The sequence below is a fragment of the Priestia sp. YIM B13489 genome, from assembly GCF_042787645.1.
Lineage (GTDB): Bacteria > Bacillota > Bacilli > Bacillales > Bacillaceae_H > Priestia > Priestia megaterium.
Genome location: NZ_JBHZOQ010000053.1, coordinates 947316 through 960524, shown reverse-complemented (window position 1 = coordinate 960524; position 13209 = coordinate 947316). Strand labels below are relative to the sequence as shown.

General features: G+C 39.8%; 13 protein-coding genes. 1 reads left to right on the top strand and 12 read right to left on the bottom strand.

From position 1 onward, the window contains the following. Positions 1-46: 46 nt before the first annotated feature. Entirely contained in the window at positions 47-304 is a 258-nt protein-coding gene (locus tag ACFX4W_RS10815) for a YgaP family membrane protein (protein ID WP_016762773.1), read from the top strand. A 30-nt stretch (positions 305-334) separates the two neighbouring features. On the opposite strand, the gene purD is transcribed toward ACFX4W_RS10815, so the two are convergent. The 12 genes from purD to purE form a co-directional block, all read right to left on the bottom strand. Next, positions 335-1609, bottom strand: a complete 1275-nt coding sequence (gene purD, locus ACFX4W_RS10810; RefSeq protein ID WP_025752919.1) for a phosphoribosylamine--glycine ligase — start codon at positions 1607-1609, stop codon at positions 335-337. Between the two features lie 13 nt (positions 1610-1622). Beyond that, entirely contained in the window at positions 1623-3161 is a 1539-nt protein-coding gene (purH, locus tag ACFX4W_RS10805) for a bifunctional phosphoribosylaminoimidazolecarboxamide formyltransferase/IMP cyclohydrolase (RefSeq protein ID WP_013081443.1), read from the bottom strand. A gap of 103 nt (positions 3162-3264) precedes the next feature. Then, complete coding sequence (gene purN / locus ACFX4W_RS10800) at positions 3265-3843, bottom strand: phosphoribosylglycinamide formyltransferase (protein ID WP_280558977.1); 579 nt, start codon at positions 3841-3843, stop codon at positions 3265-3267. Further along, positions 3840-4877 (bottom strand): phosphoribosylformylglycinamidine cyclo-ligase, encoded by a 1038-nt coding sequence (gene purM / locus ACFX4W_RS10795; protein ID WP_013081441.1) that lies wholly within the window; start codon positions 4875-4877, stop codon positions 3840-3842. The genes purN and purM overlap by 4 nt, the downstream gene beginning before the upstream one ends. Positions 4878-4903: 26 nt before the next feature. After that, positions 4904-6319, bottom strand: a complete 1416-nt coding sequence (gene purF / locus ACFX4W_RS10790; protein ID WP_013055041.1) for an amidophosphoribosyltransferase — start codon at positions 6317-6319, stop codon at positions 4904-4906. Next, on the bottom strand, positions 6295-8526 hold the full coding sequence (purL, locus tag ACFX4W_RS10785; protein WP_028410200.1) for a phosphoribosylformylglycinamidine synthase subunit PurL: 2232 nt from the start codon (positions 8524-8526) through the stop codon (positions 6295-6297). Before purL ends, purF begins: the two co-directional genes overlap by 25 nt. Next, positions 8510-9196, bottom strand: coding sequence for a phosphoribosylformylglycinamidine synthase subunit PurQ (purQ, locus tag ACFX4W_RS10780; RefSeq protein WP_013055039.1), 687 nt, complete (start codon positions 9194-9196; stop codon positions 8510-8512). The genes purL and purQ overlap by 17 nt, the downstream gene beginning before the upstream one ends. Further along, on the bottom strand, positions 9193-9444 hold the full coding sequence (gene purS / locus ACFX4W_RS10775) for a phosphoribosylformylglycinamidine synthase subunit PurS (protein ID WP_013055038.1): 252 nt from the start codon (positions 9442-9444) through the stop codon (positions 9193-9195). The genes purQ and purS overlap by 4 nt, the downstream gene beginning before the upstream one ends. Positions 9445-9451: 7 nt before the next feature. Further along, entirely contained in the window at positions 9452-10159 is a 708-nt protein-coding gene (gene purC / locus ACFX4W_RS10770) for a phosphoribosylaminoimidazolesuccinocarboxamide synthase (RefSeq protein WP_013055037.1), read from the bottom strand. Between the two features lie 74 nt (positions 10160-10233). After that, on the bottom strand, positions 10234-11526 hold the full coding sequence (gene purB / locus ACFX4W_RS10765) for an adenylosuccinate lyase (RefSeq protein ID WP_043975818.1): 1293 nt from the start codon (positions 11524-11526) through the stop codon (positions 10234-10236). Beyond that, positions 11523-12668 carry a 5-(carboxyamino)imidazole ribonucleotide synthase gene (gene purK / locus ACFX4W_RS10760; protein WP_043975820.1) on the bottom strand — a complete coding sequence of 382 codons (1146 nt, stop codon included), beginning with the start codon at positions 12666-12668 and terminating at the stop codon, positions 11523-11525. Before purK ends, purB begins: the two co-directional genes overlap by 4 nt. Then, positions 12661-13149, bottom strand: coding sequence for a 5-(carboxyamino)imidazole ribonucleotide mutase (gene purE / locus ACFX4W_RS10755; RefSeq protein WP_013055034.1), 489 nt, complete (start codon positions 13147-13149; stop codon positions 12661-12663). The genes purK and purE overlap by 8 nt, the downstream gene beginning before the upstream one ends. Between the last annotated feature and the right edge of the window lie 60 nt (positions 13150-13209).

Genomic DNA, 13209 nt, shown 5'->3' with positions numbered 1-13209 from the left:
CGCATTCAGAAACTGTTATTAATTTTATGAATAAAGGTGATAAAACATGAAACCAAATATCGGTATTGTTAACGCATTAATTCGACTTACACTGGGCTTTACCCTTCTTTCTTGGACAACATCTCGTTTATCTCGCAGACCGTACAAAGATTCATACATCTTCTTAGGATTAATGGGAGCTTTAAAAGTGGCAGAAGGCATCACGCGTTTTTGCCCTCTTACGTACGCATATGATTCATGTCAAAAACATGATGAACATGAACACCATCCAAATGGAAATGAAGAAACGTATAATCCTTCATAAGGTAAAAAGGAGAGCCGGAGCTCTCCTTTTTTATTTTAAAGCTGCTTTTGTTAATGCACGATGGCCGATGTCTTTACGATAGAAAAAGCCTTTTTCTACATCGATATGAGCCATTTGCTTGTATACTTCTTGCTGCGCTTCTTGAAGAGTTGCTCCTTTAGCACCTACTAATAGAACACGGCCGCCGTTTGAAACGTATGTGTCGTTTTCTAAAGCTGTACCAGCGTGGAAAACAAGCGCGTCTTCACTAATCGCATCCAATCCGTTAATTGGCGCACCCTTTTGATAATCTTCTGGGTAGCCTGCTGCTGCTAATACGATTCCGATAGCTGCTTCATCATCCCATTCAATTTCTACTTTTTCTTCTTTCAAAATGCGAAGAAGCACATCGACTAAATCGCTTTTCATACGCGGCAGTACAACCTGGGTTTCCGGATCTCCAAAACGCGCATTAAATTCAATAACTTTTGGTCCTTTTTGTGTTTGAATCAGACCAGCATATAGAATTCCTGTATACTCACAGCCTTCTTCAGCTAATCCTTTAGCCATTGGAAGTAAGATGTTTTCTACAGCCTCTTGTACTTCTGCATCACTGATTTGCGGAACAGGAGAGTAAGCTCCCATGCCTCCTGTGTTTGGTCCTTGATCGCCGTCAAAAGCACGCTTATGATCTTGTGCAATTACCATTGGATATACATTTGTACCGCGTACAAATGCCATTAATGAAAATTCTTCACCATCCAAAAATTCTTCTACAACTACTTTTGCACTTGCTTCTTTAAATTTTTGGTCAACTAGAAAATCACGTAATGTATCTACAGCTTCTTCCACTGTTAAAGCAACAGTTACACCTTTACCAGCCGCTAAGCCGTCTGCTTTAATAACAATTGGAGCGCCTTGCTTTTCCACATATGCTTTTGCTTCCTCGTAAGACGTAAATGTTTCATACGCTGCGGTTGGAATATCATACTTTTTCATGAGCTCTTTTGCAAAGCTTTTGCTTCCTTCAATCATCGCTGCTTGTTTGCGCGGTCCAAAGACTGGAAGACCTTCTTGTTCAAATCGATCAACAATGCCTTCAATTAGCGGATTTTCTGGTCCAACAATTGTTAATCCAATCTTGTTTTCTTTTGCAAATAGCACAAGCTCTTCTTGGCTGCTTTCATCGATTGGTACAATCGTTGCCACATCTCTCATGCCCGGATTTCCTGGTGCTACAAACACTTCGTTAACAAGTGGACTTTTTGAAGCTTTCCATGCAATTGTATGCTCTCTTCCGCCTTTTCCAATAACTAAAACATTCACGTTCTTCACCTCATTAATGTTTAAAATGTCTTACGCCTGTAAATACCATTGCAATGCCGTATTCATCTGCTTTTGCAATTGACTCTTCATCACGAATTGATCCGCCTGGCTGAATAATCGCTGTAATTCCTGCTTTAGCTGCTGCTTCTACTGTATCGCCCATTGGGAAGAACGCATCTGAACCTAAAGCTGAACCTTGTGCTTTTTCACCAGCTTGTTCAATCGCAATTTTTGCAGCGCCTACACGATTCATTTGACCAGCCCCTACGCCAATTGTCATGTCATCTTTTGCAAGTACAATAGCATTAGACTTAACATTTTTAACAACTTTCCATGCTAATTTTAAATCTGCCCACTCTTTTTCTGTTGGCTCGCGTTTCGTTGGAACAGTAATCGTTGCATCATCAAATCCGAACACATCTTCATCCTGAACAAGAACGCCGCCTTTTACAGATGTTAAGAAAGCTTCTTTTTCTGCTTTTTCATCAAGCTCTATCGTTAGTAAACGAAGGTTTTTCTTAGCTGTTAATACATCTAATGCTTCTTGATCGAACGCAGGCGCAATGATGATTTCTAAGAAAATTTCTTTTAACTGAATAGCCGTTTCACGGTCGATAGGACGGTTAGCTGCTACGATACCGCCAAAGATAGATGTAGGATCCGCTTCGTATGCTTTTTGATAAGCTTGAGCAATTGTTTCACCCACACCTACACCGCAAGGATTCATATGTTTGATCGCTACGATAGCCGGCTCTTTGAATTCTTTTACGATTTGAAGAGCTGCATTTGCATCGTTGATATTATTGTATGATAACTCTTTTCCATGCAGCTGCGTAGCTGTTGCAATAGAACCTTTTTGTGTTAACGGCTTTTTATAGAAAGAAGCTTGTTGGTGAGGATTTTCTCCGTATCGTAAGCCTTGAACACGCTCATACGTTACTGTTAATTTCTCAGGAGTTGTTTCACCTGTAATGTTTGTTAAGTATTCAGCGATTAATGCATCATAAGCTGCCGTATGACGGAATACTTTTGCTGCTAATCGTTGATTGGTTTCAAATGAAACATTGCCATCAGCTTTTAACTCTTCTACTACGGTTGCGTAATCGCTTGGATCTACTACAACTGAGACAGAACGATAGTTTTTCGCAGCTGAACGAAGCATTGTAGGTCCACCGATGTCAATATTCTCAATCGCTTCAGCAAGCGTTACATCCTCTTTTTCAATTGTCTTTTTAAATGGATATAAGTTTACAACTACAAAGTCGATTGGCGAGATATTATGCTCTTTCATTTGTGCTTGATGCTCTTCGTTATCGCGTAACGCTAATAAAGCACCGTGAACGTTAGGATGCAATGTTTTTAAACGACCGTCTAAAATTTCTGGGAAATCAGTTACTTCAGAAATTCCGATAACGTCAATGCCGTTTTCTTCTAGTGTACGTTTTGTACCGCCAGTTGAAATAATTTCTACTCCTAAGTCCTTTAATTCTTGTGCAAATGAAACAATACCTTCTTTATCAGATACGCTAATAAGTGCGCGTTTTGCTGTCATTTTGTAAACTCCTCCTGATCCGATCTCTCATTTAAAATCTTTCTTTCACTACTACTCTACCATAGTAAAGGATTAAAACTTTTTTGACAAGGTTACATCCTATTTATTTAACTGCGGCTTGTTCAAATAATTCATTTAGTACCGCGGGATAAAATTGATGTTCAATTTCATGAATGCGGGCCTCGACTGTTTCTCTTGTATCGCCTTTTTCAATGCGAATAGCCTGCTGATCAATAATTGGTCCTGTATCCATTCCTTCATCTACAAAATGCACGGTAATTCCAATCACTTTTACTCCTGCATCAAAAGCTTGACCAATAGCATCAATCCCAGGAAATGCAGGTAAAAGCGACGGATGAATATTAACAATACGATTTTTGTATGGCTTAAGCAACGTCGAACCAACTAATCGCATATATCCTGCTAAAACAAGAAATTCTACTTTAGCTGATGTAAGCTCTGCAAGAATTGCTGCTTCATACGCTTCTTTATTTTCATAGTCTTTAGGCCAACAAACAAAGCATGGTATTCCACATGCTTTTGCTCGTTCAATTACGTATGCATCGGGTTTATTGCAAACAACAAGCGCGATATTTGCTTTTAATCGACCTGACTGAGTCGCTTCGTAGACGGATTGAAAGTTACTGCCGTTTCCAGAAGCAAACACTGCAATATTTATCATGCAAACGTCCCTCCAGCAAATTCAACACCTGTTCCTTCTTTGACACGTCCGATAACAAATGCTTTTTCGCCTTCGTTTTCAATTGCTTCAATGACTTTATTCATATCTTCAGGTTCAACAGCTAAAACAAATCCGATTCCCATGTTAAATACTTCGAACATTTCTTTACGGTCTAGCTTGCCTTGCTCTTCAAGGAAATCAAACACGTATGGAATTGGCCAAGAACCGTAATCGATTTCTACACCTAAACCTTCAGGAAGCATACGAGGGATATTTTCAACAAATCCGCCTCCAGTAATATGAGCCATACCTGCAATCTTAGCTGCATGTAATGCTTTTAGGACCGGCTTCACGTATATTTTTGTTGGTGTTAATAACTCAACTCCAAGCTTTTCGTTAAAACCAGCGTAAGTTTCTTGAAGATTTAATCCTTGATCATCAACGATTTTACGTACAAGAGAGTAGCCATTGCTGTGGATACCGCTAGATGAAATACCGATTAACAGCTGTCCAGCTTTAATCTCATCTCCAGTAATAATTTCTGACTTTTCTACTGCTCCTACTGTAAACCCTGCAAGATCATATTCATCTTCTTCGTATAAACCTGGCATTTCAGCTGTTTCTCCGCCAATTAACGCACAGTTGGATTGTTCACAGCCGTCTGCAATTCCTTTTACAATCGATTCAATTTTTTCAGGAACTGCTTTCCCGCAAGCAATATAATCTAAGAAGTAAAGAGGCTCTGCTCCTTGTGCTAAAACGTCGTTTACACACATGGCCACTGCATCCACACCGATTGTGTCATGCTTATCCATCTGAAAAGCAAGTTTCAATTTTGTTCCTACTCCATCTGTACCAGAAACAAGAACAGGCTCTTTTAAATTCAATGTAGATAAATCGAACATTCCGCCAAAGCCGCCGACTGTTCCCATAATACCTGCACGAGCAGTGCGTTCTACGTGCTTTTTAATACGTGAAACAGCTTCATATCCTGCTTCTAAGTCAACTCCAGCTTGTTTATATGAATATGACATGTTGTCACTCCTTTTTTACGTTAAAACTAACAAGTTACCTTTTCATGAGGGTGTACAGTATCTGGATAAATTTCAGTTGGATACTTTCCAGTGAAACATGCCATACACTGTCCGCCGTTGCCTTCATACTGTCTGCCGATTGCATCTACTAACCCTTCGTTGCTTAAGAAAACAAGTGAATCAGCTTCAATCAATTCACGAATTTCTTCAACAGAGCGCGTAGCAGCAATTAGCTCAGAGGATGACGACGTGTCAATTCCATAAAAACATGGATTTTTGATAGGGGGTGAACTGATGCGTACATGTACTTCAGTTGCTCCTGCTTCTCGAAGCATACGAACAATGCGACGGCTTGTTGTGCCGCGAACGATAGAATCATCTACCATGACAACACGTTTACCCTCTACAATTTTACGTACAGGAGACAGCTTCATTTTTACACCTTGTTCACGCAATTCTTGTGAAGGCTGAATGAATGTACGGCCTACGTATCGATTCTTAATTAAACCTAATTCGTATGGAATTCCTGACTGTTCTGCAAAACCGATCGCTGCTGAAATACTTGAATCAGGAACGCCTGTTACAACGTCTGCCTCAATCGGTGACTCAACTGCAAGTTGTTTCCCAAGGTTTTTACGAGCAGAGTGAACATTGATTCCATCAATATTACTATCTGGTCTTGAGAAATAAATATATTCCATACTGCAAATTGCGCGGTTTACATTTAATGTGAAACGTTCTGATTGAATACCTTCATCGTTAATAATGAGTAATTCACCCGGCTCTACATCACGCTCATGAACTGCTCCAACGATATCGAACGCACATGTTTCAGAAGCTACTACATAAGCATCACCTAATCGTCCAATTGATAACGGACGCAATCCGTGAGGGTCAAGTGCAACCATCATCGTATCTTCTGTTAAGATAACGAATGCGTATGCGCCTTTAACCATTGATAAAGCATTTTTTACTTTATCTTTCATATCTTCATAGCCGCTTCGTTTAATTAAATGAGCAAGTACTTCTGTATCCGATGTTGATTGAAAAATACTCCCTTGGTTTTCCAGCTGATGCTTTAATGCATTTGCATTAACCAAGTTTCCATTATGAGCTAACGCAAGGCTTCCGCTATGAGAGCGGAAGTGAAGGGGTTGAACATTTTCAAACCCTCCGCCTCCAGCTGTTGCATAACGAACGTGTCCAATTGCTGCTTTACCGTTTAGTTGCTCTAACTCTCCGTGGCCAAATACTTCGTTAACAAGACCGACACCTTTCATTACTGTCACTTTTTCTCCGTCTGTTACAGCAATACCAGCGCCTTCTTGTCCGCGGTGCTGCAAGCTATGCAAACCGTAATAAGCAATCTGGCTTGCATTTTCATGTCCCCATACACCGAATACGCCACATTCTTCGTTTAAGCCTTTGATTTCAGCAAGCATGGAAGCGCTCCTTTCCAAGCAGTAGTTAATTCTTCAACTGATAATTGAACAAGAACATTTTCTTGATGTTTAACAGTTAATGTTGCGTCTTCTGTTACGCGTCCTACTAATGTTACATCTTGTACAAGCATTTCGAATTTTTCTTTATTCTCTGGAGAAACCGTTACGATAAAACGCGATTGTGTTTCACTGAATAGCTCTGCTGTTGCTTCGCCGTCTACCGTTACGTCCACACCTAATCCGCTGCCGTTCATCACTTTTTCAGCTAGGGCTACCGCGAATCCTCCTTCTGCAATATCGTGAGCAGATTGAACTGCACCTTCACGAATTGCTTGAAGAAGCTGATCTTGACGTGTTTTTTCAACTGCTAAATCTAATTTAGGTGAATGCCCAAATACCGTACCGTTTTCTAGTACTTTTTGAAGCTCAGTACCTGCGAATTCTGCTTCAGCTTTACCAATCACATAGATTAAGTCATCTTTTTGCTTCGCATATTGAGTTGTAATATGGTTGAGATCGTCGATCAAACCAACCATTCCGATAACAGGAGTTGGGTAAATTGCTTCACCTTTTGTTTCATTGTAAAGAGATACGTTACCGCCGATAACCGGAGTCGATAGCTCACGGCAAGCGTCGCTCATACCGTCTGTTGCTTTTTCAATTTGCCAGAAGATTTCTGGTTTTTCAGGGTTACCGAAGTTTAAGCAGTCTGTAATTGCAAGAGGCTGGGCACCTGAACATACAAGGTTACGAGCAGCTTCTGCTACTGCAATACGGCCGCCTACTTCTGGGTCTAGGTATAAATAGCGAGAGTTACAGTCTGTTGTCATCGCTAATGCTTTATTTGTATCACGTACACGAACAACCGCCGCATCAGATCCAGGAGATACAACTGTGTTTGTACGTACTTGATAGTCATATTGGTTGTAAACCCACTCTTTGTTTGCAATAGTAGGCTGTTTTAAAAGTGTTACTAACATATCACTGTGATTTTCAACAGTAGGAGCATATGCTGACTGCTCTTGGAACTCACGATAGTATGCTGGTTCTTGAGATGGCTTGTGGTATACCGGTGCATCTTCTGCTAATGCATCTACAGGAACATCTGCTACTACTTCTCCGTTGTGAGTTAAACGAAGGCGCTTATCGTCGGTTACATGACCAACTGAAACAGCTTCTAATCCGTATTTTTCTACGATTTCTACGATTTCATTTTCACGGCCTTTTTCAACAACGATAAGCATGCGCTCTTGAGATTCTGAAAGCATCATTTCATATGGTGTCATACCTGTTTCACGCTGAGGTACAAGATCAAGGTTCATTTCAATACCAGAACCCGCTTTACTTGCCATCTCTGCTGAAGAACTTGTTAAGCCCGCAGCACCCATATCTTGAATACCGACTAAAGCGTCACACTTGATAAGTTCTAAGCAAGCTTCAAGAAGAAGTTTTTCCATAAATGGATCTCCTACTTGTACAGCAGGACGTTTTTCATCTGACTGATCAGATAGTTCTTCAGAAGCAAATGTTGCGCCGTGGATGCCGTCGCGGCCTGTTTTTGCTCCTACGTACATAACCGTGTTGCCAACGCCTTTAGCTTGACCTTTTTGAATGTCTTCGTGATTAATTAAACCCACACACATAGCGTTAACAAGCGGATTTCCTTCATATGAAGCTTCAAACTGAATTTCTCCGCCTACTGTTGGGATTCCTACACAGTTACCGTAACCTGCGATTCCCGCTACTACTTCCTCAAACAAATGACGAACCTTTGGAGATGTTAATTCACCAAAACGCAAAGAGTTTAAAAGTGCAATCGGTCTTGCTCCCATTGAAAAGACGTCACGAATGATACCACCTACACCAGTTGCTGCTCCTTGATAAGGTTCAATCGCTGATGGATGGTTATGACTTTCGATTTTAAATACAACGGCTTGGTTGTCACCAATATCAACGATACCAGCTCCTTCACCAGGACCTTGTAATACTTTTTCACCCGTGATAGGGAATTTTTTCAGTACAGGCTTAGAGTTTTTATAACTGCAGTGCTCTGACCACATAACAGAGAATAAGCCTGTTTCTGTATAATTAGGAGTACGACCAAGCAGTTGCTCTACATTCGCAAACTCTTCGTCTGTTAATCCCATGTCTCGATATAACTTTTGTTCTTTAATTTGCTCTACATTTGGTTCAAGAAGTAACGACATTTTGTTCCCTCCACTGCTTTACGATTGATTGAAATAATTTAAGTCCGTCCGCGCTTCCTAAAAGATCGCTTACCGCTCTTTCTGGGTGAGGCATCATTCCTAATACGTTGCCTGTTTCGTTCGTAATCCCTGCAATATCTTGAAGACTTCCGTTTGGATTATCACCTGCGTATTGGAAAAGAATCTGGTTGTTTTCAATCAATTTTTGTAACGTGTGTTCATCACAATAGTAGTTGCCTTCACCGTGTGCCACTGGAATAGCAATTACTTCATCTTTGCCATAAGCATTTGTAAACATTGTTTCGTTATTAGCTACTTTCAAATTCACTGTTTTACAGATGAATTTTAAGTTTTCATTACGGCGCATAGCACCTGGCAGTAATCCTGCTTCTAATAAAATTTGGAATCCATTACATACACCTAGTACTGGCTTTCCTTGGCTTGCTGCTTTTTTTACAGCGTCCATTACATTTGAGAAACGAGCGATAGCACCTGAACGAAGGTAATCTCCATATGAGAAACCACCTGGAAGCAAGATACCATCATATTGATCTAATGATTCTGTATCGTGCCAAACGTAATCTACTTCTTCACCAAGCTCATCTTTGATAGCATGATACATATCGACGTCACAGTTTGATCCTGGAAAAACAATTACAGCAAATTTCACTGTACGACAACCTCCTCAACCTCGTAACGGTAATCTTCAATTACTGTATTAACTAAAAGCTTTTCACACATTTCTTTTACGCGTTCATCTAATGAATCTGTGCTGTCGATTGTTAGCTCTAAAAATTTACCGATGCGTACTTCTTCTACTTCTTCATAAGACATACGGTGCAATGAATTTTTAACGGCTACTCCTTGAGGGTCTAATACACTTTCTCTTAATGTGACAAATACTTTTACTTTATACATGGTTGGGTTATCCTCCGATTCGCTGTAAGATTTTTTCGTATGCTTCTGTTAAACCGCCTAAATCTCTGCGGAATACATCTTTATCTAATTTTTCGTTCGTATGAACATCCCAGAAGCGGCAAGTGTCAGGTGAAATTTCATCCGCTAAAATAATGTCGCCTTGAGAAGTACGGCCGAATTCTAATTTAAAATCTACTAAGAAAATATCTTTATCTTTGAAAAATTTCGATAATATTTCGTTGATTTGAAGTGCTTGTGCCTTTAAACTATCAATCTCTTCTTGAGTTGCAGCCTTAAGGAAAATCGCATGTTCTGCAAGAATTAATGGATCACCAAGCGCATCGTCTTTGTAATAAAGTTCAACGATTGGCTGTTCAAAACGAATACCTTCTTCTACGCCAATTCGCTTCGCAAGGCTTCCTGCTGTAGCATTTCGTACAACAACTTCAAGCGGGACAATTTCTACTTTCTTAACCGCTTGTTCATGATCTGAAAGCTGCTTCACAAAGTGAGTTGTAATCCCTTGCTCATGTAACATTGAAAATAGTAAACTACTAATTTGATTGTTCAACTGTGCTTTTCCGCTAATCTCCGCTTTTTTCTGACCGTTGAATGCTGTAGCTTCATTTTTATAAGCAACCCACAATACATCTTGCTCATCAGTAGCGTAAATTTTTTTCGCTTTTCCTTCATAAAGTAACTCTTGCTTTTCCATGCTGTCACCTCTACATACAGAATATTCAGATACACTTTCTTAGATAAAGGCAAGGACGTGCCTTGCCTTTTTTATTAAAGACCTAAACGGTCAAAGATCATATCTACATTTTTTAAATGGTGCTTATGATCGAAGCAATCTTCAATCTCTTCTGGTGATAAGTGGCGAGTAATGCGCTCTTCGCCTTCAATTAAAGAACGGAAAGGAACTTGCGTTTCCCATGCTTCCATTGCTTTTGGCTGTACTAAGTCGTATGCTTCTTCGCGTACCATGCCTTTATTGATTAGTGTTAACAGTACACGCTGTGAGTAAATTAATCCTAGTGTACGATCCATGTTGCGCTTCATATTGTCAGGGAATACTGTTAAGTTTTTAACAATGTTTGCAAAACGATTTAACATGTAATTTAAAGCAATCGTTGCATCAGGTAAGATGACACGCTCTGCCGATGAATGAGAGATGTCACGCTCATGCCAAAGCGGTACATTATCATAAGCTGTAACCATATAGCCGCGAATTAAGCGAGCAAGTCCCGTTACGTTCTCAGAACCGATTGGATTACGTTTATGAGGCATTGCAGATGATCCTTTTTGACCTTTTGCAAAGTACTCTTCAACCTCACGTGTTTCACTCTTTTGAAGACCGCGAACTTCTACTGCAAATTTCTCAATAGATGTCGCAATTAACGCTAGTACTGACATATAGTGTGCATGACGGTCACGCTGTAATGTTTGCGTAGAGATTGGTGCTGGTGAAATTCCTAACTTCTCACATACGTATTTTTCAACAAAAGGATCGATGTTAGCGAACGTTCCAACTGCTCCTGACATTTTACCGAATTCCACTTCAGCTGCAGCACGTTTTAAACGCTCTAGGTTACGCTTCATTTCTTCGTACCATAATCCCATTTTCAAACCAAATGTCGTTGGCTCAGCGTGTACACCGTGCGTACGTCCCATCATAACCGTATACTTATGTTCTTGAGCTTTTTCCTTTAGTACTTCTACAAAGCGCTCTACGTCACTTAGCAAGATTTCATTAGCTTGCTTTAATAAATAAGATAGAGCTGTATCAACTACGTCAGTTGAAGTCAAACCGTAGTGTACCCACTTGCGCTCTTCACCAAGCGTTTCAGATACTGCACGAGTGAAAGCTACTACGTCATGACGCGTTTCTAGTTCAATTTCATTGATGCGGTTAATATCAAAAGATGCATTTTGACGAATTAACTTTACATCTTCTTTCGGAATATGTCCTAATTCTGACCATGCTTCGCAAGCTAGAATTTCAACTTCTAACCAAGCTTTAAATTTATTTTCTTCTGTCCAAATAGCTGCCATTTCTGGTCTTGTATAACGTTCAATCATGTTGTTACGTCCTCCGTTCTTTCCCAAATTCCTAGAGATTCGGCTTTTTCTATCGCCTCATCTATCTTATCAGCTAATACCGTGATATGTCCCATTTTTCTCTTCTCTTTTGCAACTTTTTTTCCGTACAAATGCAAGTGCATATCATCTAAACATTCGATTTTTGCCATTGTGTTCTCAATATGTTCCCCTAATAGGTTAACCATAACAGCAGGTTTTAATAAAGTCGGCTGTGCTAGGGTCCAGTTACAAATGGCTCTTACATGCTGCTGAAATTGAGAAAGATCACAAGCATTGATTGAATAATGACCTGAATTATGAGGTCTAGGTGCCATTTCATTTATATAAAGCTGACCTTCTTCAGTTAGGAACATTTCAACTGCTAATGTACCAACTAAATCTAATCCTTTTGCTATTTCTTGCGCATATTGAAGAGCTTTCGCTTCTTGATCTGCTGTAATACGTGCCGGAACAATCGTTTGGTGCAAAATATGATGCTTATGAATGTTCTCAGCTACTGGTAAACATACCGTTTCGCCTTTTGCATTGCGGTGTACAATAACTGATACTTCTTTATCTAAGTTCATCCATTGTTCTACAATGCATTCCGACTGTGCTAATAGCTCAGCTGCTTCACGAATATTATTCTCATTTTTCACTAGAACTTGCCCTTTACCGTCATATCCGCCTCGGCAAGTTTTTACAACACATGGATAACCAATTGTTTCGACAGCTTTTAAAAGTTCTTCTTCAGTCGTAACGATTGAGTAATCAGGAACGTCTAGATTAAGCTTTGTAATCATTTCTTTTTCTAAACGACGATTTTGTGTGATGGCTAGTAAATGACTGCCTTGTGGCACGTAGCATTTTGTTTCTAGCCATTTCATCATCTCAACATCAACGTTTTCAAATTCATAGGTGATGACATCTGACACTTCAGCAAGCTGTTCAACCGCTTTTCTATCATCATAGTTGCCAATGACTTTAATATCTGCTACTTGACCGCAAGGAGAATCTTCTGTTGGTTCAAGCACTGCAATGTAATAACCCATTTCTTTAGCAGATAGTGCAATCATTCTTCCTAGCTGTCCACCGCCTACGATTCCAATTGTTTTACCAGGAGGTATAAGTAAATTAGACAAGTTGATCACTACTTTCTAACACAGATGATTTAATAGACTCTCTACGATTTTCAAGTTGATCACTTAACGTTGGATCCTGTGTTGCTAAGATTTGTGCTGCTAGCAGGCCAGCGTTCGTAGAACCAGCTTTTCCAATAGCTACTGTAGCTACCGGTACGCCGCCTGGCATTTGAACAATCGATAAAAGTGAATCTAAACCGTTTAAGTTACTTGATTTAACCGGTACACCTATTACAGGTAAAATTGTTTTTGCAGCAATCATACCAGGTAAGTGAGCAGCGCCACCAGCGCCAGCAATAATAACTTTAATCCCTCGTTCTTTAGCAGTTTCAGCGTACTCAAACATATAATCCGGCGTTCGATGTGCTGATACAACTTTCTTTTCATATTCAATATTTAATTCATCTAAAATGTCACACGCATATTTCATAGTACTCCAGTCTGACTGACTGCCCATCACAACAGCAACTTTTACATTCATGAATAAAAGCTCCTTTTTCACGTTATAAAAAAACCTAGGGTAAAGTTATGGCTCACTAAA

What these genes read in the sequence shown, in the direction of transcription:
- purF (WP_013055041.1), bottom strand. Translation starts at nt 6,319, where the DNA reads ATGCTTGCTGAAATCAAAGGCTTAAACGAAGAATGTGGCGTATTCGGT.
- ACFX4W_RS10815 (WP_016762773.1), top strand. Translation starts at nt 47, where the DNA reads ATGAAACCAAATATCGGTATTGTTAACGCATTAATTCGACTTACACTG.
- purM (WP_013081441.1), bottom strand. Translation starts at nt 4,877, where the DNA reads ATGTCATATTCATATAAACAAGCTGGAGTTGACTTAGAAGCAGGATAT.
- purL (WP_028410200.1), bottom strand. Translation starts at nt 8,526, where the DNA reads ATGTCGTTACTTCTTGAACCAAATGTAGAGCAAATTAAAGAACAAAAG.
- purN (WP_280558977.1), bottom strand. Translation starts at nt 3,843, where the DNA reads ATGATAAATATTGCAGTGTTTGCTTCTGGAAACGGCAGTAACTTTCAA.
- purS (WP_013055038.1), bottom strand. Translation starts at nt 9,444, where the DNA reads ATGTATAAAGTAAAAGTATTTGTCACATTAAGAGAAAGTGTATTAGAC.
- purH (WP_013081443.1), bottom strand. Translation starts at nt 3,161, where the DNA reads ATGACAGCAAAACGCGCACTTATTAGCGTATCTGATAAAGAAGGTATT.
- purC (WP_013055037.1), bottom strand. Translation starts at nt 10,159, where the DNA reads ATGGAAAAGCAAGAGTTACTTTATGAAGGAAAAGCGAAAAAAATTTAC.
- purE (WP_013055034.1), bottom strand. Translation starts at nt 13,149, where the DNA reads ATGAATGTAAAAGTTGCTGTTGTGATGGGCAGTCAGTCAGACTGGAGT.
- purB (WP_043975818.1), bottom strand. Translation starts at nt 11,526, where the DNA reads ATGATTGAACGTTATACAAGACCAGAAATGGCAGCTATTTGGACAGAA.